This window comes from Streptomyces sp. NPDC058576, from assembly GCF_042718715.1.
In the GTDB taxonomy this organism is placed as follows: Bacteria; Actinomycetota; Actinomycetes; order Streptomycetales; family Streptomycetaceae; genus Streptomyces.
In genome coordinates this window covers 57,587-76,272 of the sequence record NZ_JBHXPF010000031.1, presented here as the reverse complement: position 1 = coordinate 76,272, position 18,686 = coordinate 57,587, and the positions used below count along the sequence as shown (strand labels likewise).

General features: G+C 71.4%; 13 protein-coding genes. 6 read left to right on the top strand and 7 right to left on the bottom strand.

Going from position 1 to position 18,686, the window contains the following annotated elements; all coding sequences use genetic code 11:
• Window positions 1–17 precede the first annotated feature (17 nt).
• Together ACFWRV_RS21900 and ACFWRV_RS21895 are read right to left on the bottom strand one after the other, a co-directional pair.
• Window positions 18–1,199: a metallophosphoesterase gene (locus ACFWRV_RS21900; RefSeq protein ID WP_384337008.1), complete on the bottom strand. Its 1,182-nt coding sequence runs from the start codon at window positions 1,197–1,199 to the stop codon at window positions 18–20.
• 174 nt (window positions 1,200–1,373) lie between these two features.
• Window positions 1,374–2,486: a LacI family DNA-binding transcriptional regulator gene (locus tag ACFWRV_RS21895; RefSeq protein WP_006126041.1), complete on the bottom strand. Its 1,113-nt coding sequence runs from the start codon at window positions 2,484–2,486 to the stop codon at window positions 1,374–1,376.
• A gap of 404 nt (window positions 2,487–2,890) precedes the next feature.
• Here ACFWRV_RS21895 and hisC point away from each other — a divergent pair, with 404 nt between their 5' ends.
• The 5 genes from hisC to ACFWRV_RS21870 all read left to right on the top strand — a co-directional run bounded on the left by hisC (window position 2,891) and on the right by ACFWRV_RS21870 (window position 12,205).
• Window positions 2,891–3,970, top strand: coding sequence for a histidinol-phosphate transaminase (hisC, locus tag ACFWRV_RS21890; protein ID WP_384337006.1), 1,080 nt, complete (start codon window positions 2,891–2,893; stop codon window positions 3,968–3,970).
• A gap of 288 nt (window positions 3,971–4,258) precedes the next feature.
• The gene (locus ACFWRV_RS21885) at window positions 4,259–5,770 is read left to right on the top strand and encodes a cytochrome ubiquinol oxidase subunit I (protein ID WP_384337004.1); all 1,512 of its coding nucleotides are present in this window, start codon (window positions 4,259–4,261) and stop codon (window positions 5,768–5,770) included.
• Between the two features lie 16 nt (window positions 5,771–5,786).
• Window positions 5,787–6,788, top strand: coding sequence for a cytochrome d ubiquinol oxidase subunit II (gene cydB / locus ACFWRV_RS21880; protein ID WP_384337002.1), 1,002 nt, complete (start codon window positions 5,787–5,789; stop codon window positions 6,786–6,788).
• Window positions 6,789–6,875: 87 nt separating this feature from the next.
• Window positions 6,876–10,394, top strand: a complete 3,519-nt coding sequence (gene cydD, locus ACFWRV_RS21875) for a thiol reductant ABC exporter subunit CydD (RefSeq protein ID WP_384337000.1) — start codon at window positions 6,876–6,878, stop codon at window positions 10,392–10,394.
• Window positions 10,395–10,498: 104 nt separating this feature from the next.
• On the top strand, window positions 10,499–12,205 hold the full coding sequence (locus tag ACFWRV_RS21870; protein ID WP_384336998.1) for a GAF domain-containing sensor histidine kinase: 1,707 nt from the start codon (window positions 10,499–10,501) through the stop codon (window positions 12,203–12,205).
• A 57-nt stretch (window positions 12,206–12,262) separates the two neighbouring features.
• Here ACFWRV_RS21870 and ACFWRV_RS21865 read toward each other — a convergent pair whose 3' ends face one another.
• Window positions 12,263–13,120 carry a Cof-type HAD-IIB family hydrolase gene (locus ACFWRV_RS21865; RefSeq protein ID WP_384336996.1) on the bottom strand — a complete coding sequence of 286 codons (858 nt, stop codon included), beginning with the start codon at window positions 13,118–13,120 and terminating at the stop codon, window positions 12,263–12,265.
• A 148-nt stretch (window positions 13,121–13,268) separates the two neighbouring features.
• On the opposite strand from ACFWRV_RS21865, the gene ACFWRV_RS21860 reads away from it, so the two are divergent.
• On the top strand, window positions 13,269–14,171 hold the full coding sequence (locus ACFWRV_RS21860; protein ID WP_384336994.1) for an LLM class flavin-dependent oxidoreductase: 903 nt from the start codon (window positions 13,269–13,271) through the stop codon (window positions 14,169–14,171).
• Window positions 14,172–14,198: 27 nt separating this feature from the next.
• Here the strand turns inward: ACFWRV_RS21860 and ACFWRV_RS21855 are convergent, their stop codons facing one another.
• From ACFWRV_RS21855 to ACFWRV_RS21840, 4 genes are all read right to left on the bottom strand, one after another.
• Window positions 14,199–14,765: an RNA 2'-phosphotransferase gene (locus ACFWRV_RS21855; RefSeq protein WP_384336992.1), complete on the bottom strand. Its 567-nt coding sequence runs from the start codon at window positions 14,763–14,765 to the stop codon at window positions 14,199–14,201.
• 206 nt (window positions 14,766–14,971) lie between these two features.
• Entirely contained in the window at window positions 14,972–15,925 is a 954-nt protein-coding gene (locus ACFWRV_RS21850) for a MerR family transcriptional regulator (protein WP_384336990.1), read from the bottom strand.
• Complete coding sequence (locus ACFWRV_RS21845) at window positions 15,922–17,694, bottom strand: SDR family oxidoreductase (protein ID WP_384336988.1); 1,773 nt, start codon at window positions 17,692–17,694, stop codon at window positions 15,922–15,924. The genes ACFWRV_RS21850 and ACFWRV_RS21845 overlap by 4 nt, the downstream gene beginning before the upstream one ends.
• A complete protein-coding gene (locus ACFWRV_RS21840) occupies window positions 17,691–18,566 on the bottom strand; it encodes a M24 family metallopeptidase (RefSeq protein ID WP_384336986.1) in 876 nt (291 codons plus the stop codon). The genes ACFWRV_RS21845 and ACFWRV_RS21840 overlap by 4 nt, the downstream gene beginning before the upstream one ends.
• Window positions 18,567–18,686: the final 120 nt, after the last annotated feature.

Genomic DNA, 18,686 nt, shown 5'->3' with positions numbered 1-18,686 from the left:
GCCTTCCCCGCCGACGGTCAGTCATGCAGCGGGAGTTGCACCACCAGCAGCTTTCCGGCCATGGTCACTCCGCCGTCCATGGCGATGGCGAGGCCGTCGGCGTAGACGTGCGGCCCGTTGATCACAGGCCCCGAGCTGTCCTCGCCCTCCTCCGGTCCGGCCTCGCCCAGGAGATACGGAATAGGGCTGTGACCATGGACGACGCGCTGTCCGCCGTACGTCGCCATCAGCTCGCGCACCGCGTCGGCTCCGCCCTCGTCACGGAAGGCGAACCGCTTGGTGAGCTTGCGGAAGAGGTCCCAGCACTCGTCGGCGTCGTTGCGCGTGAGAATGGCCGTGATCGTGTCGTTGACGTCCTCGATCGTGGACCCGTAGTCGAGGTAGGCCGTCGTGTCGGAGTGCATCAGCAGATGCCCGTCCTCCTCGATGACCGCGTCGAGCCGGGACATCCACTGGAGGTGGACGTCCTGGAGGCGCTCCATATCGGTCTTCTGGCCGCCGTTGAGCAGCCAGGCGGCCTGGAAGGTGGCGGTGCCGGCCCCGGAGTTGACGGGGGTGTCGGCGAACCGCTTGGCGCCGAGCAGCAGCAGTTCGTGGTTGCCCATCAGGGCCTTGCAGTAGCCGCCGGCCGCCGCCGCCTCGGCGGAGAGCCGCATGACGAGGTCGATGACCCCGATGCCGTCGGGGCCGCGGTCGGTGAAGTCGCCGAGGAACCACAGCCGGGCGTTGCCCGCGGCCCAGTTCCCGTCGGCGTCGATGAGGCCCTGCTCGGCGAGGGCGGCCATCAGCTCGGCCAGATAGCCGTGGACGTCGCCGACGACGAAGAGCGGGCCGCGGCTGTCGTCGGACACGGGGCGCGGCTCGGTGAGCGACTGCACCTGGACGGTGTCGCCGCGGCGGATGACCGGGAGGTCACGCTCGGTCGGCGTGTAGCCCTCCGGCTGCTCGTCGCCCACGACGGCGTTCCCGGGGTGCGGCGGTCGGTGCGGTGCGGGGGCGTGCGGCGGCACGGATGCGCCGGGCGGTGGCACGGGCGCGCCCGGCGCCGCCGGATGCGCCTCCGGCGCACGCGGTGGCACCGTGGAAGGAGGTGCCACCTGCGCCTGCGGTGGCACGGGTGTCTGCGCGTACGGCGGAACCCGGAAGTCACGCAACGTCGCCGTCCGCACCACGGGTTCCTGACCGGCCCCCTGAGTCATCGACCCCTCCACCACCGTCGCGCCGCCGTACACCTGACGGGCCTTGCCTGGTAGAGGTGGTCCGCGGTGTCGTGCGCCCATCATAGGAATGCGGATCGATCTGTGTGACGCACCAGGGGTGGTGAATCCGGGCGCACTCACGGTTCACCGGCCGATTGGTCCGAAAAGAGCCGATCAATCCCCGCTGGGGGAGCGCGGCGCGCTGACCGTCGTGCGCGGTGGGCGGCGTTGCGAGGAGGTCCGGACGATGAGCTCCGTCGGTATGACCTGCTCCACCGGCCCGTCGTGCTCGACGCCTTCGATGGCGTCGATGAGGAGCTGGACGACGGCCGTGCCGATCCGGCGCGGCTTCAGCGAGAGCGTCGTGATGGGCGGCTCGGTCGCCGCGTACACCGTGGACTCGCTGCAGCAGACCAGCAGCAGGTCCTCGGGGACGCGCAGCCCGTAGCGGCGGGCCGCCGCGAGGAGGTCGGTGCCGTTGGGGTCGAAGAGCCCGTAGACCGCGTCGGGGCGGTCCGGGCGGGCGAGCAGCCGGTCGGCGGCGACCGCCCCCGCGCAGGGGTCGTGCGCCGGGTAGGACTCGTACACGGGATCCTGGCCGACCCGCTCGCACCAGTGGAGGTAGGCGGTCGTGGACAGCCGGGTGTAGGTGTCGGTGGTGTTGCCGGTCAGCAGGCCGATGCGGCGGGCTCCGGCGGCGGCGAGATGGTCGAGGAGGTCGAGCACGGCGGCCCGGTGGTCGTTGTCGACCCAGGCGGTGACGGGGAGCGTCCCGGCCGGGCGGCCGTCCGAGACGACGGGCAGTCCCTGGCGGACGAGTTCGGTGACGACCGGGTCCTGGTCGGAGGGGTCGATGACGACGGTTCCGTCGAGCGCGACGTTCGACCAGACGTCGTGCCGGGAGGTGGCGGGGAGGATGACGAGGGCGTAGCCGCGGGCGAGAGCCGCGGAGGTCGCGGCTCTCGCCATCTCCGCGAAGTACGCGAATTCGGTGAAGGTGAAAGGTTCATTCCCGTACGTGGTCACGGTCAGGCCGATCAGGCCGGACTTGCCCGTACGGAGGGTTCGGGCCGCGGCGGACGGGCGGTAGCCCAGGCGCTCGGCGACCTCGCGGACATGGCGGCGGGTGGCGTCCGGGAGCCTGCCCTTGCCGTTGAGCGCGTCGGAGACGGTCGTGATCGAGACTCCGGCCGCGGCGGCCACATCACGGATTCCCGCCCGTCCTGGCCGGCCGCTGCGCCGGGGGGTCTCCGTCCGGCTCACCTGGTGCTTCCCTGCTGCTGTCATGGCGAGCCGATAGTAGGGCTCCGAAGGGTGGTCGGTCCGGTCGCATATGCGCACGTTGACAGGCACGTTTCTGCAAGGTCACTGTCCATCATATTCCTTGCAATGAAAGGTAGTTGAGCCCTATTGCATACGTGTTTCAGGTGCTGGGAGCGGGCGGCCTGCTGTATGTGCGATGTCTCGAAGAGGTCTCAACTCACCACTTCGGGGGACGCGCGCCACGGCGCGAGCCACCGGCGCGCGCCGGAACGGGAAACACTCCCCCTGGCGAGGTCCCGGACCGTCCCCGCGCGAGGTCCCATTCCCGGGCACTGCGGTCGATTTCCCGCTCGGGCCATTCGCAGCGGGGCCCAATCCTCATAAGGTGAGCAGTATTGCTGTGAACAGACGGTCGAGGAGGACCTGCGGTGAGCGAGACGAGCCCCAAGCTGCGCGCCGAGCTGGACGGCGTTCCCGCCTATGTGCCGGGGAAGCCGGCGGCGGCCGGCGGACCGGTCGCGTACAAGCTGTCCTCCAACGAGAATCCCTATCCGCCGCTGCCGGGTGTCCTGGAGTCGGCGCTGGCCGCCGCCGGGAACTTCAACCGCTATCCGGACATGGCGTGCACCGGCCTGATGAACGAGCTGGCCGACCGTTTCGGTGTGCCCCTGGCGCATCTCGCCACCGGAACCGGGTCGGTCGGCGTCGCCCAGCAGCTGCTCCAGGCCACCTCGGGACCCGGTGACGAGGTCATCTACGCCTGGCGGTCCTTCGAGGCGTACCCGATCATCACCCAGGTCAGCGGCGCGACCTCGGTCAAGGTCCCGCTGACCGACGGCGATGTGCACGACCTCGACGCGATGGCGGACGCGATCACCGACCGGACCCGGCTGATCTTCGTGTGCAACCCGAACAACCCCACCGGCACGGTGGTGCGCCGGGCCGAGCTGGAACGGTTCCTCGACCGGGTGCCGAGCGATGTGCTGGTGGTGCTCGACGAGGCGTACAAGGAGTTCATCCGCGACGCCGACGTGCCCGACGGCATCGAGATCTACCGGGACCGGCCGAATGTGGCGGTGCTGCGGACCTTCTCCAAGGCGTACGGTCTGGCCGGGCTGCGGGTCGGTTTCGCGGTGGCCCACGAGCCGGTCGCCGCGGCGCTGCGCAAGACCGCCGTCCCCTTCGGCGTGAGCCAGCTCGCCCAGGACGCGGCGGTCGCCTCGCTCCGCGCGGAGGACGAGCTGCTGGGCCGGGTCGGCTCGCTGGTCGCCGAGCGCACCCGGGTGAGTGCGGAGCTGGTGCGCCAAGGCTGGACGGTGCCGGAGTCGCACGCGAACTTCGTCTGGCTGCGGCTCGGTGAGCGGACCGTCGACTTCGCGCGGGCCTGTGAGCGGGCCGGTGTGGTCGTCCGGCCGTTCGCGGGCGAGGGCGTGCGGGTCTCGATCGGCGAGAACGAGGGCAACGACCTGTTCCTGAAGGCGGCGGAGGCGTTCCGCGCGGAGCTGTAGCCGCCGGGCGCGCGCGGCGGCTTCTCGCGCGCGGCGGAAGCTGTACGGCCGGGTGGCCCCGGACCTCGATCGACGAGGTCCGGGGCCCCTTTGCGTGGGGCTCGGGGGCCTGATGACCAGGGCCGGACCCAAAAGGGGTACCCCCGGCGAAGGACCCGAAAGTGTGTGCGCCATAATTGCTTGTGAATGTGAACGCGTTCACAAGCGTGCCCTGATTTCTCCCGTAATCAGTGGGATCAATGGGGCGTAGTGCCGGTCAGATCACGGCGAAGTAAGGAGACTGACGACGTGGACCTCGCTCTGGCGCCGGAGACCCTGGCGCGATGGCAGTTCGGCATCACCACCGTCTACCACTTCCTCTTCGTCCCGCTGACGATCTCGCTCGCCGCGCTCACCGCCGGCCTGCAGACCGCCTGGGTGCGGACGGAGAACGAGAAGTACCTCAGGGCGACCAAGTTCTGGGGCAAGCTGTTCCTGATCAACATCGCCATGGGTGTGGTCACGGGCATCGTCCAGGAGTTCCAGTTCGGCATGAACTGGTCCGACTACTCGCGCTTCGTCGGAGACGTCTTCGGCGCGCCCCTCGCCTTCGAGGCGCTGATCGCCTTCTTCTTCGAGTCCACCTTCATCGGTCTGTGGATCTTCGGCTGGGACAAGCTGCCGAAGAAGATCCACCTCGCCTGCATGTGGATGGTCTCGATCGGGACGATCCTCTCCGCCTACTTCATCCTGGCGGCCAACTCCTGGATGCAGCACCCGGTCGGCTACCGGATCAACGAGGAGCGCGGCCGCGCCGAGCTCACTGACTTCTGGCGGGTGCTCACCCAGGACACCGCGGTCACCCAGTTCTTCCACACCATCACGGCGGCGTTCCTGGTCGGCGGGGCCTTCATGGTGGGCATCGCCGCGTTCCACCTGGCGCGCAAGAAGCACATCCCGGTGATGCGGACCTCGCTGCGGCTGGGGCTGATCACCGTCGTGGTCGCCGGACTACTCACCGCCGTTAGCGGCGACAGCCTCGCCAAGGTCATGTTCCGGCAGCAGCCGATGAAGATGGCCGCCGCCGAGGCCCTGTGGGACGGCCAGGAGCGGGCGCCGTTCTCGATCTTCGCGTACGGGGACGTCAGCGAGGGCCACAACTCCGTGGAGATATCGATCCCCGGGGTGCTGTCCTTCCTCGCCAACAACGACCCGAACTCCTATGTCCCCGGCATCAACGACATCAACAAGGAGGCGCAGGAGAAGTACGGGCCCGGCGACTACCGTCCCAACATTCCGGTCGCGTTCTGGAGCTTCCGGTGGATGATCGGCTTCGGGATGGCCTCCTTCGGTCTCGGCCTGCTGGGGCTCTGGCTGACCCGGAAGAAGTTCCTGCTGCCACCGGCGCTGCGGACCGGTGAGGACGAGGTGCCGCATCTGGTCCTCTTCCGGAACAAGGCGCTGAGCCCGAGGCTCACCAAGCTCTACTGGCTCGTCGCGCTCTGGACGCTGCTCTTCCCGCTGATCGCCAACTCCTGGGGCTGGATCTTCACCGAGATGGGCCGCCAGCCGTGGGTGGTCTACGGGGTGCTGGAGACGCGAGCCGGGGTCTCCCCCGGCGTCTCGCAGGGCGAGGTCATCACCTCGATGATCGTCTTCACCCTGCTCTACGCGGTGCTCGCCGTGATCGAGGTGAAGCTGCTCGTGAAGTACATCAAGGCCGGTCCGCCGGAACTCACCGAGGACGACCTCAACCCGCCCACGAAGATCGGCGGCCACGACGAAGAAGACGCCGACCGGCCGATGGCCTTCTCGTACTGAGCACAGGAGCTGAGAAATGGAACTCCACGACGTCTGGTTCGTGCTCATCGCCGTCCTCTGGACCGGCTACTTCTTCCTGGAGGGATTCGACTTCGGCATCGGGGTCCTCACCAAGCTGCTGGCCCGCGACCGCAAGGAGCGGCGGGTCCTGATCAACACGATCGGGCCCGTCTGGGACGGCAACGAGGTCTGGCTGCTCAGCGCGGGCGGCGCGACCTTCGCGGCCTTCCCCGAGTGGTACGCCACCCTCTTCTCGGGCTTCTATCTGCCGCTGCTGATCATCCTGTTCTGCCTGATCGTGCGTGGCGTCGCCTTCGAGTACCGCGCCAAGCGGCCTGAGGAGCGGTGGCAGACGAACTGGGAGACCGCGATCTTCTGGACCTCCCTGATCCCCGCGGTGCTGTGGGGCGTGGCGTTCGGGAACATCGTCCGGGGCGTGAAGATCGACGCCGACATGGAGTACGTCGGCAATTTCTGGGATCTCCTCAACCCGTACGCGATCCTCGGCGGCCTCGTCACGCTCACCCTCTTCACCTTCCACGGGGCGGTGTTCGCCGGCCTCAAGACGGCGGGCGACATCCGGGTCCGGGCCCGCGCCCTGGCGCTGAAGCTGGGACCCGTCACCGCGGTGCTCGCGCTGGGCTTCCTGCTCTGGACCCAGGCCGACAACGGTGACGGCTGGAGCCTGGGAGCACTGATCGTTGCGGTGGTGGCGCTGCTGGCCGCGATCGGAGCCATCGCCAAGGGCCGTGAGGGCTGGTCGTTCGCGTTCTCGGGCGTGACGATCGCGGCGGCGGTCGCGATGCTCTTCCTGACGCTCTTCCCGAACGTCATGCCGTCCTCGCTGAACGACGCCTGGAACCTCACGGTCACCAACGCCTCGTCCAGCCCGTACACGCTCAAGATCATGACCTGGTGCGCGGGCATCGCCACGCCCATCGTGCTGCTCTACCAGAGCTGGACCTACTGGGTCTTCCGCAAGCGCATCGGCACCCAGCACATCGCCGACGCGCACTGATTCCGGTGAGCTGCCGCAGGCCTCGTGGGGCCCGCGGCAGCTCTCGATCCCGCAGAGCTCACCGACCCCGCCGGGGGGATGTTTCACGTGAAACCGATCGATCCGCGTCTGCTCCACCACGCACGGGCCACCCGCCTCTTCCTGGCGGCTGTGGTGGCTCTCGGCCTGGTCGGCGCCCTGTTGGTGATCGCCCAGGCGATGCTCATCGCCGAGATCGTGGTGGGCGGTTTCGAGCGCGGGCTCACGGTCACCGCGCTGCGCACCCCTCTTCTGCTGCTCGCGGCGGTCGCGCTGGGGCGGGCCCTGGTCGCCTGGCTCACCGAGCTGGCCGCCCATCGCGCCAGCGCGGCCGTCAAGTCCGAACTACGCGGTCGGCTCCTGGAGCGGGCCGCGCGGCTGGGCCCCGACTGGCTGAGCGGGCAGCGCACGGGTTCCCTGGTCGCTCTGGCGACCCGGGGGATCGACGCGCTCGACGACTACTTCGCCCGCTACCTCCCGCAGCTCGGCCTCGCGGTCGTCGTGCCCGTGGCGGTGCTCGCGCGGATCGTCACCGAGGACTGGGTGTCGGCGGCGATCATCGTCGTCACGCTGCCGCTCATACCGCTGTTCATGATCCTGATCGGCTGGGCCACCCAGTCCCGGATGGACCGGCAGTGGCAGCTGCTGTCCCAGCTCTCCGGGCACTTCCTGGACGTCGTCGCCGGGCTGCCGACCCTGAAGGTCTTCGGGCGGGCCAAGGCACAGGCCGAATCGATCCGCACGATCACCTCCGACTACCGCCGGGCCACCCTGCGCACCCTGCGGATCGCCTTCCTCTCCTCGTTCGCGCTGGAGCTCCTGGCGACCCTGTCGGTGGCCCTCGTCGCCGTCACGATCGGCATGCGGCTCGTCCACGGGGAACTCGACCTCTACACCGGCCTGGTGGTCCTGATCCTGGCCCCGGAGGCGTATCTGCCGATCCGCCAGGTCGGGGCGCAGTACCACGCGGCGGCCGAGGGCCTCTCGGCGGCCGAGGAGATCTTCACGGTCCTGGAGACCGAACCCCGGACCCCGGGCACCGAGGACGTCCCGGACACGCTGCGCCTTGAGCTGGCGGACGTGACCGTACGCCACGAGGGCCGCACCGAGCCGTCGCTGGACGCCGCGTCGCTCACCGTGGAGCCGGGGGAGACCGTCGCCCTGGTCGGCCCGAGCGGGGTCGGCAAGTCCACCCTGCTGAACGTGATCCTGGGCTTCGCCCGGCCCGACGAGGGGCGCGTACGGGTCGGCGGCCGGGACCTCGCCTGCCTGGACCCGGACCGCTGGCGGAGCCGGATCGCCTGGGTCCCCCAGCGCCCCCACCTCTTCGCCGGCACGATCGCCGAGAACGTCCGCCTCGCCCGGCCCGACGCCGACGACGAGGCGGTCCTCGCGGCGCTGCGGGACGCGGGCGCGTACGACTTCGTGGCGGCGCTGCCCGAGGGGATGCTGACGGCGCTCGGTGAGGACGGCGCCGGGCTCTCCGCGGGGCAGCGCCAGCGCCTCGCCCTCGCCCGGGCGTTTCTCGCCGACCGGCCGCTCCTGCTGCTCGACGAGCCGACCGCGAGCCTGGACGGCGAGAGTGAGGCGGGCATTGTCGACGCCGTACGGAGGCTGGCCGCCGGGCGGACCGTGCTGCTGGTGGTGCACCGCCCGGCGCTGCTGGCGGTCGCCGACCGGGTGGTGACGTTGGAGACGGGTACCGGATCCCCTTCCCCGGTCGAGGCGGTGGGCCGCGTCGCAGGACCGGCCGTCCCGCAGCCGCTCGCCGGGGGTGAACTCCTCGACGCCCGCCGGGCGGAAGAACTGCGCGCGGCCGACGGGGAGCCGGGGGAGGCCGACGCGCGCTCCGGACGGGTGCTCGCCCGGGTCCGCGCGTCCGCCGGGGCGCAGCGCGGACAGCTGACCCTGGCCCTGCTGCTGGGCAGCCTCGCGGTCGGGTCGGCCGTGGGCCTCATGGCGGTCTCCGGCTGGCTGATCTCCCGCGCTTCCGAAGAGCCGCCGGTCATGTACTTGATGATGGCGGTCACCGCGACCCGCGCCTTCGGCATCGGCCGGGCGGTCTTCCGCTACGCCGAGCGTCTCGTGTCGCACGATGCCGTCCTGAAGCTCCTCGCCGGCCTGCGCGTCTCCGTCTACCGGGGCCTCGAACGCATCGCCCCCGCCGGTCTGCGCACCACGCGCAGAGGAGACCTGCTGTCCCGTCTCGTCGCCGACGTGGACGCGCTCCAGGACTACTGGCTGCGCTGGCTGCTGCCCGTCGGCACCGCCGTCGTGGTGGGGACCGCCGCCGCCGGGTTCACCGGCTGGCTGCTCCCGGAGGCGGGCGTCATCCTGGCCGTCGGCCTGTTGGTCGCCGGGGTCGGCGTTCCGCTCGTCAGCGGCGCCTGCGCCCGCCGTACGGAACGACAGCTCGCGCCCGCCCGCGCCACCCTCGCCACCCGGGTCACCGATCTCCTCGGCGGCACCGCCGAACTGACCGTCGCGGGAGCGCTGCCCGCCCGGCAGGCGCAGTTGCGCGCGGCCGACACCCTGCTGACCCGGATCGCCTCCCGCGCGGCCGCCGCGACGGCACTGGGCGGCGGCCTGTCCGCCCTGGTCTGCGGGCTCACCGTGGTGGCCGCCGCGGCCGTCGCCGTCCCCGCCGTGCAGGACGGCCGGCTGTCCGGGGTGGCGCTCGCCGTGGTGGTGCTGACCCCGCTCGCCGCGTTCGAGGCCGTCGCCGGACTGCCGCTCGCCGTGCAGTACCGCCAGCGCGTCGCCCGGAGCGCGGAGCGGGTGTTCGAGGTGCTGGACGCCCCCGTACCCGTACAGGAGCCCGCGGTCCCCGCCGACGGTCCGGCCTCCCCCTTCCCGCTGGAGGTGCGGGGGCTGAGCGCCCGCTACCCGGGGGCCGGGCTCGACGCGCTGTCCTCGCTCGACCTGACGCTGACGCGAGGGCGGCGCATCGCGGTGGTGGGCCCCTCCGGCTCGGGCAAGACGACGCTCGCCCAGGTCCTCCTGCGCTTCCTGGACGCCTCGTCGGGGACGTACACGCTCGGTCGCACCGAGGCGTCCGCGCTGGATTCGGACACGGTCCGGCGCTCGGTCGGGCTGTGCGCCCAGGACGCGCACGTCTTCGACAGCACGATCCGGGAGAACCTTCGCCTGGCCCGCCCCGGGGCGACCGACGACGACCTGCGCGACGCGCTCTCCCGGGCCCGGCTCCTGGACTGGGCGCTGGCCCTGCCGGAGGGCCTCGACACCCCGGTGGGCGAGCACGGCGCCCGGCTCTCCGGCGGCCAGCGCCAGCGCCTGGCCCTGGCCCGGGCCCTGCTCGCCGACTTCCCCGTACTCGTGCTGGACGAGCCGGCCGAACACCTCGACCTGCCGACCGCCGACGCCCTCACCGCCGACCTGCTGGACGCGACCCGGGGCTGTGCGACGGTACTGATCACCCATCGGCTGACCGGCCTGGAGGCGGTCGACGAGGTGCTGGTGCTGGACGCGGGCCGGGTCGTGCAGCGCGGAGCATACGCCGAACTCGCCGCCGAGGACGGGCCGCTGCGCCGCATGCTGGAGCGCGAACGGGAGACGGCGGGGGTGTAGGGGGCGTGAGGGACACCGGCCGGGCGGTGGACGGCCGCCGCCCGGCCGGTCATCTCGTGCATTCTCGACTTTCGCCCCCTAACGGCACTAACTAGGCTCGGGCCATGGCAGAGCCCGACCCGAAGGACTCCCTCGACGCCGCGACCCGGGCCACCCGCAGCCTCCAGGGCCTGTCCACCGAGCTGACCGCGCGGGTGCCGCAGCTCCTGGAGGCGATGCGTTCCGTCGGCGCGGGACTGGAACTGCACTCCACCCTGGACCGGATCTGCGAGACGGCCGCCGAGCTGGCCCACGCCCGGTACGCGGCCATCGGCGTCGTGGACGAGCTGGGCGAGGGGCTTTCGGACTTCGTCACCCACGGCGTTCCGCAGGAGGTCGCCGAGGAGATCGGGCGACGGCCCGACGGTCACCGGGGTCTGCTCGGCGCGCTGATCCACGACCCCGCCCCGGTCCGGCTGGCCGATCTGTCCACCGATCCGCGGTCCGCCGGGTTTCCGGCGGGGCACCCCCGGATGCGGTCCTTCCTGGGGGTGCCCATCCGGGTCCAGGGGGAGATCTTCGGCAACCTCTACCTCACCGAGAAGCACGGCGGCGCGGAGTTCAGCGACTACGACCTCCACATGGTCCGGGTGCTCGCCACGGAGGCCGGGATCGCCATCGGCAACGCCCGGCTGTACGAGGCGGCGCGGCAGCGGGAGCACTGGATCGACGGTTCGGTCGCGGTCACCACGGCGCTCCTGTCGGGCGGGGACGCCGACGAGGCGCTGTCCGTGGTCGCGGAGCAGGCCCGCCGGCTCGCCGACGCCGCCGCCGGGATCGTGCTGCTGCCCGCCGGGGCGGGTGGTCTGGAGATCGTGGCCGTGTCGTCCGACGACCCCTCGTCCTCGCTCGGCGTGATCATCCCGCCCCGAAGCGCCGTGGTGACGAAACTCCTCGCGGGCGAGGCGGTGTTCATCGACGACGCGGCCACCGACAGCCGGATGATCAGCAGACTGGCCGGCCGGTTCGGCCCCAGCATGATGCTGCCGCTCCACAGCGGCGGCCGGGTGCTCGGCGCGCTGGCCACTCCCAGGCTCCGGGGCGCGCGCCCGTTCACGGAGGCCGAGCGGACGCTCGCCACGCAGTTCGCCTCCCAGGCGGCGCTCGCGCTGATGATGGCCGAGGCGCAGCGGGACCGGGAGCGGCTCGCGGTGTACGAGGACCGCGACCGGATCGCCCGCGACCTGCACGACCTGGTCATCCAGCGGCTGTTCGCCACCGGGATGATGCTGGAGAGCGCCCAGCGCAGATCGGTGGTGCCCGAGGTGCGGACCGGCGTCGGCCGGGCGGTCGACGAGCTGGACGTGACGATCCAGGAGATCCGTACGGCCATCTTCGCGCTCCAGCAGGAGCCGGCCGAAGCCCCCTCGGGGCTGCGCACGCGCGTACTGCGGGAGATCAACATGGCGGCCGTCCCGCTCGGCTTCAAGCCCTCGCACCGCTTCTTGGGTCCGGTGGACGCGCTCGTCGGCGAGCTGACCGGCAAGAACCTGGTCGCCGCGCTGCGCGAGGCGCTCTCCAACGCGTTCCGGCACGCGGAGGCGTCGCTGATCGATGTGGTCGTCGACGCGACGGTGACCCTGCCGGACGGGCGGGGCGCCGTGCGGCTCTCGGTGGCCGACGACGGAGTGGGCATCCCGGAGGGCGGCCGCCGCAGCGGACTGCGCAACCTGGCCCGCCGGGCCGAGTCCCTGGGCGGGTCGAGCCGGCTGGAGGCGGGGATCGGAGAGGACGGCGGCGGTACGACGGTGGTGTGGGAGGCGCCGCTGTGAGGGCGGGTGGCTCCGCGGGGCCCGGACGCCATTCTCGGGCCGGTGTGCCGAAAGGTTTCAGCGGTCCTCTGGGCGGGCGGCGAGGATCCGCTCGATGACGAGGGCCACCCCGTCCTCCTCGTTGGTGGCGGTCCGGCCCGAGGCGGCGGCCACGGCGTCCGGATGGGCGTTGCCCATCGCGAAGGAGGCCCCGGCCCAGCTGAGCATCTCGACGTCGTTGGGCATGTCGCCGAAGGCGACCACCTCGGCGGCCGTGATGCCGCGCTCGGCACAACAGGCGGCGAGCGTGGTGGCCTTGGAGACGCCGAGCCCGCTGACCTCCAGGAGCGCGGAGGGGCTGGAGCGGGTGATGGCGGCCCGGTCGCCGACCGCCGTACGGGCCAGGTCGAGGAACGCGTCGGGCGCCAGCTCGGTGTGGTGGGCCAGCAGCTTCAGCACGGGCGCGCCGGTGCCCGGGGCGTCCTCGTGCAGCAGCTTCTCGGCGACGGCCACCGTGGCGCCCGGATCCAGGTGGAAGGGCGGGTAGGCCGGTTCGTAGTTGATGCCGGTGGTCAACTCGACGGCGAAGGAGGTGCCGGGAGCCACGTCGCGCAGCGTGCGCACGACGTGCAGGGAGGCGTCGCGCTCCAGCGGCCGTACGGAGAGCAGGTCGCCGTCCGTCCGCAGATCGGTGACCACGGCGCCGTTGGCGCAGATCGCCGTGCCGTGACTCTGGACGTGGTTCCGTACGACGTCCATCCAGCGGGCGGGCCTGCCGGTGACGAAGAAGACCTCGATGCCGGCCTCCTCGGCCGCCGTGAGGGCCGCGACCGTGCGCGCGGACAGCGTCTTGTCGTCGCGCAGCAGGGTGCCGTCGAGGTCGGTGGCGATCAGCCGGGTCACGGCGGGGAGAGGCGCATCGGTCACTGAGGTCACCGGGCCATTCTCGCCCACAAGGGTGCACGGGCGTGCGGAGGGGCGCACATTTGAGTGGGTAAAGCCCTTATTTGCAGAAAAGTCCGCTGGCATATGCCAAGGCCATCGGGTGGTGGTGGAGAGTGGGCGCGGTCGTAGGCTCAGAGGCATGAGCCCCCGCCTGAGCACCGTGATCCTTCCCGTCCACCGCTGGCACGAAGGCGGCCGCGACCGCTGGCGGCGTGCGGAGGAGCTGGGCTTCCACACCGCTTACACCTACGACCACCTGTCCTGGCGGACCTTCCGGGACGGCCCGTGGTTCGGGGCGCTGCCCACGCTCACCGCCGCCGCGACGGCCACCGAACGCCTGCGCCTGGGCACCCTCGTGACCTCGCCGAACTTCCGCCACCCCGTCACGCTGGCCAAGGAGCTGATCTCCCTGGACGACATCTCGGGCGGCCGGGTCACCCTCGGCATCGGCGCCGGCGGCAACGGCTTCGACGCCACCGCGCTGGGCCAGGAGGCCTGGACCCCGCGCGAACGCGCCGACCGGTTCGCGGAGTTCGTCCCCCTCCTGGATCGCCTTCTGACCGAGGACGCGGTGACCGGGCACGGGGCGCACTACACCGCGCTGGAGGCCCGCAACATCCCCGGCTGCGTCCAGCGCCCCCGGCTGCCCTTCGCGGTCGCGGCGACCGGACCGCGAGGCCTGAAGCTCGCCGCCCGCCACGGGCAGGCCTGGGTCACCACCGGCGACCCCAAGCTGTACGAGAACGGCACCCCGGAGGAGTCGCGGGCCGCGCTGCGGTCGCAGAACGAGAAGCTCACGGCGGCCTGCGCGGAGATCGGCCGGGACGCCGGCGAGCCGGACCGGATCCTGCTGACCGGCTTCACGCCGGACCGCACGGCCCCGCTGGAGTCCGTGGACGCCTTCGTCGACTTCGCGGGGCGCCACGCGGAGCTGGGTTTCACCGAGATCGTCATCCACGCCCCGATCCCGGACTCGGTCTTCGACGTCGACGAGAAGGTCTTCGAGCGCATCGCGACGGAGGCGCCTGCCCAGCTGGCGTGAGCCCCGCGGTCTCTGCTCCCGCGGCCCTCAGTCGCGCAGGCGCAGGAACTCCGGCGGTACGGCGTCGGCGAGCCAGACGCCGTTGGCGCTGACCCGGAAGACATGGCCGGCGCGGTGCATCGCGCCGGCGTCCACGGTGAGGACGAGGGGGCGTCCGCGGCGGGCGCCGACCCGGGTGGCCGTCTCCCGGTCGGGCGACAGGTGGACGTGGTGGCGGGTCATGGGGCGCAGGCCCTCGGCCCGGATCGCGTCCATCACCCGGGCGACCGTGCCGTGGTAGAGGTACGCGGGCGGCTCGGCCGGGGGCAGATCCAGGTCGACGGCGACGGTGTGGCCCTGGTTGGCGCGGATGCGGTCGCCTTGGACGCCGCCCCGAACGCCGCCCTCGATGGTGAAGCGGCGTTTGTCGTTGGCGGCGACGACGTGGTCGAGCTCGGCGCGGGAGAAGGCGAACCCGTGCCGCGCCGCGGCGTGCAGCAGCTCCTCGACCGGCACCCAGCCGTTCTCGTCGAGGGTGAGGCCGATGCGTTCCGGCTGGTGCCGCAGGTGCTTCGAGAGGTACTTGGACACCTTGACGGTGCGGCGTTCGTCCATGGCGTCAGAGTGCCCGGGGCGGACCGGTCGGTGCATCCGGATTTCGCCTATCGGGTCTTGGGCTCTTCGGCTCTTCGGGTCTTCTGGTCTTCGGTTCTTCGTTCTTCTGTGATTCCTCGGCTTTTCTCCTCGGCCGGGTTTGATCCACAGCCAACTTGAGTTATCCACAGGCTATTTGGCGGTTCTGTGGACAACAGCCCTGCTCTTTATGTCCTTTCGTCAAATTTGCTCTCTTTAGCATGAGTTGCCGCGAGTTGGTCCAACGTGCGTGCCCCCACCTCCCGTTCAGCGGCCGCAGTCACGAAAGCCGCCACCTGTTCCGCGCCAACCAACTCCTGTACGGCGTGCGTTGTCCGGGCCGGGAGAAGCACCGGACGGGTCGCGCTCTCGGAGATCGCGTTCTCCTCCGCGCCGAGGTGGTGGTGCAGGTGCCGGGTGGCGAACGTTCGCATGGCGCGGGCCAGTTCGGCGTCCACCGTCTGCTGCGCGAGCGGCCGTAGCCGACGTACCAGGGATGCCGCCTCGGCCGCGTCCGAGTCGGTGGGCGGCAGGTGGCCGAGATAGCGGGCGAAGACGTGCTCGGTGGTGAACTCCAGGAAACGGGAGGCTATGTGCTCCACCTGACCGCGAAGCTCCCGCAGATGGCCGGAGATCGCCGTCAGCGGCACGCCGGCCGCGTACAACTCGACGGCCACCGCGAGCTCCTGCGGGCTGGGGACGAGGAACTCGTCGTCCCGGCCGGGCACGCGCTCCAGCACGCCGAGCTCCACCGCCTCGGCGATGGCCTCGTCGTCCTGCTCGCCGCCGAACCGCGCGTCCAGCTCCCGGCGGCTGATCCGGCCGGCCTCCTCGTCCGTCCACGGACCGTGCACCTCCGCGACGAGCCCGAGCACCCCGCCGAGCCCCCGCCCCGCGTCCCACGCCTCCAGCAACTCCTTGATGCTGGCCAGGGTGTAGCCCCGGTCGAGCAGGTCCGCGATCTGCCGCAGCCGGGCCAGATGGGTCTCCTGGTACACATTGGCCCGCCCGCGCCGCTCCGGCGTCGGGAGCAGACCCCGGTCCTGATAGGCGCGGATCGTGCGTACCGAGGCCCCGCTGGCGTGGGCCAGGTCCTCGATCCGGTATGCGGCGGCCCCCGTCCCCGCTCCCGCCCCGGTCACAGCGGCGGCTTCAGCCGGGCGACGGAGCGCAGGGCCGCCGGGCTCAGCCGGGACAGCAGCCGGGCGCCGCGCGCCTCCGGGGTCACCGGCACCACGGCCTGGTTGCGCACGACCGCCCGCAGGATCGCTTCGGCGACCTTCTCCGGCGGGTAGTTGCGCCAGCCGTAGAGCCGGCTCGTCCGCTTCCGCAGCCGCTCCTCCTCCGACGTGTCCGCACCGGCGAAGCGCGCGGTGGTGGTGATGTTGGTGTTGACGATGCCGGGGCATATCGCGCTCACCCCGATCGACTTCTCCGCCAACTCGGCCCGCAGGCACTCGCTGAGCATCAGCACGGCCGCCTTCGACGTGCTGTACGCGGGCAGCGCCCGGGAGGGCTGGAAGGCCGCGGCCGACGCCGTGTTGACGATGTGGCCGCCCTGGCCACGGTCCGCCATCTGCTTGCCGAAGATCCGGCAGCCGTGGATGACTCCCCACAGATTGACGTCGAGGACCTTCTTCCACTCCTCGCTCGTGGTCTCCAGGAAGGAGCCGGACAGCCCGATCCCGGCGTTGTTGACCAGGACGTCGACGATGCCGTACTCGGCGGCGACCCGGGCGGCGAGCTTCTCCATCGCGGCCTCGTCGCTGACGTCGACCGCCTCGCCCCAGGCCGCCGGCGCCCCGACCAGCCGCGCCATCTCCGCGGTCCGGGCGGCCCCCTCCGCGTCGCGGTCCACGGCCACGATCCGGGCGCCCGCCTCGGCGAACGCGAACGCCGTGGCGCGCCCGATACCGGAGGCCGCGCCCGTCACCAGGACCAGCTGGCCGCCGAACCGCTGCGCATAGGGGCCCTGCGCCACCGGCTGCTGCACGGGCGAGCCCTCCCGCCCGGCGGACTCGTTCGCGGTGACGAACTCGTCGATCCAGGAAGCAAGCTGGTCCGACCGCGTGCGGGGCACCCAGTGCTTGGCCGGGATCGAGCGGCGTACCAACCGGGGGACCCAGTCCTCCAGCCCGTCGTAGAGCCGCTCGGAGAGGAAGGAGTCCCCGGTCGGCGTGATCAGCTGGACCGGTGCGTGGGCGTAGGCGTCCGCGCGGGGCCTGCTCAGCCGGGCGCGGACGTTGTCGCGGTAGAGCCAGGCCCCGTGCGCCGCGTCGTTCGGCAGGGAGGCGGTGGGGTAGTCGCCCGCGGGCACCTTCTCCAGCCGCTCCAGGATCCGCGGCCAGCGCTTGCCGAGCGGCCCGCGCCAGGCCAGCTCCGGCAGGACCGGCGTGTGGAGCATGTACACATACCAGGACTTCGCACCCTGGCCGAGCAGTTGGCCGACCTTGCGCGGGGTGGGGCGGGACATCCGGCGTTTGATCCAGTGCCCGAAGTGATCCAGGGACGGACCGGACATCGAGGTGAAGGAGGCGATCCTGCCCTCGGTCCGGCCGACCGTGACGAACTCCCAGGCCTGCACCGAGCCCCAGTCGTGACCGACCACGTGCACCGGCCGGTCGGGGCTGACCGCGTCGATCACGGCGAGGAAGTCGTCGGTCAGCTTCTCCAGGGTGAAGCCGCCGCGCAGGGGCTTCGGGGCGGTGGACCTGCCGTGCCCCCGCACGTCGTACAGCACCACGTGCCACTGCTCGGCCAGTTGGGCGGCGACGTCCGACCAGACCTCCTTGCTGTCCGGATAGCCATGGACCAGCACCACGGTCGGCCGGCCCGCGTCGCCCAGCTCGGCGACGCACAGCTCGACGCCTCCCGTGCGCACGGATCGCTCACGCGCCCCGGACAGATTCATGCCGCCACCTTCTCCTCGGCCCAGCGCCGCACATGCGGCAGATCGTCGTCCAGCCAGAAAGCGCTCTGTTCGGGGTCCTTGGAGTCGGTGACGACCAGGATCTCCTCGAACTTCGCGCCCGTACCCCGGAATCCGAGGTGGGGTTCGACCGCCCACAGGCCCGGCTGCGGGGGGTGGTCGGAGAAGCGGTAGGGGCTCCACAGCGGCGACCAGCCGTCCCGGTGACCGTGCAGCGCGTCGCTCACCAGACCCTTGAGGGCCTGGGTGCCGAAGCCGAAGACCTCCGGGGACCAACGGCGTTCGGCGACGCGGTCGACCTTGTGGGCGATCACGCCGAAGGGGTAGGCCCGGTGTCTGTTCGCGTATCCCTGTGCGGTCATGAGGCGTTCGACGTCCTCGTAGATCTCGCGCAGCGAACGGCGCTCGCGCACCTCCCGCAGGATCAGCTCGCGGTGGTCCTCCAGATCGGCCAGCAGCCTGTCGTGCAGCGGATTGAGGCCGAGGCATCCCGAATAGCCGACATCTGCGGTGAACCCCTTGTACACCGGAGCCATGTCGAGGATGAACGGCATGCCCGGCTCCAGCTTCCGGTCCGTCGGGAAGAACTGCAGCGGCACCTTGAACCCGGCGAACGCCGTACGGTCCCCGAACCAGGCGAACGGGAGGTGGAACCAGTCGCGCACACCGCGCTCGCGCAGCCACACGCGCTGCATCCGGGCCGCCTCGCGCTCGGTCACACCGGACCGCAGCTGACCGGCGACCGCCTCCGCGCAGGCGTAGGCCAGGCGCTGGACTTCTCTGAACCCCCGCAGCTCCGGGGTGATGTCGTGCTGCACTGCCGAGGCGAATCCTGCCGAGGTCATGCCGGTCATGCCACCGTCCGTTCCCTGCCGTGTGCGGTACGCGTCCGTAACGTGACACTGATGAATGTGACAATGTCCAGCGGCTGCGTCAAGGGGGCTGCACGGCCTGTGGACAACCCGCGCGCCGAA

Coding starts and splice junctions, on each gene's coding strand:
- ACFWRV_RS21870 (WP_384336998.1), top strand. CDS start 10,499: ATGGCAGAGCCCGACCCGAAGGACTCCCTCGACGCCGCGACCCGGGCC.
- ACFWRV_RS21900 (WP_384337008.1), bottom strand. CDS start 1,199: ATGACTCAGGGGGCCGGTCAGGAACCCGTGGTGCGGACGGCGACGTTG.
- cydB (WP_384337002.1), top strand. CDS start 5,787: ATGGAACTCCACGACGTCTGGTTCGTGCTCATCGCCGTCCTCTGGACC.
- ACFWRV_RS21860 (WP_384336994.1), top strand. CDS start 13,269: ATGAGCCCCCGCCTGAGCACCGTGATCCTTCCCGTCCACCGCTGGCAC.
- ACFWRV_RS21840 (WP_384336986.1), bottom strand. CDS start 18,566: ATGACCGGCATGACCTCGGCAGGATTCGCCTCGGCAGTGCAGCACGAC.
- ACFWRV_RS21855 (WP_384336992.1), bottom strand. CDS start 14,765: ATGGACGAACGCCGCACCGTCAAGGTGTCCAAGTACCTCTCGAAGCAC.
- ACFWRV_RS21845 (WP_384336988.1), bottom strand. CDS start 17,694: ATGAATCTGTCCGGGGCGCGTGAGCGATCCGTGCGCACGGGAGGCGTC.
- ACFWRV_RS21895 (WP_006126041.1), bottom strand. CDS start 2,486: ATGACAGCAGCAGGGAAGCACCAGGTGAGCCGGACGGAGACCCCCCGG.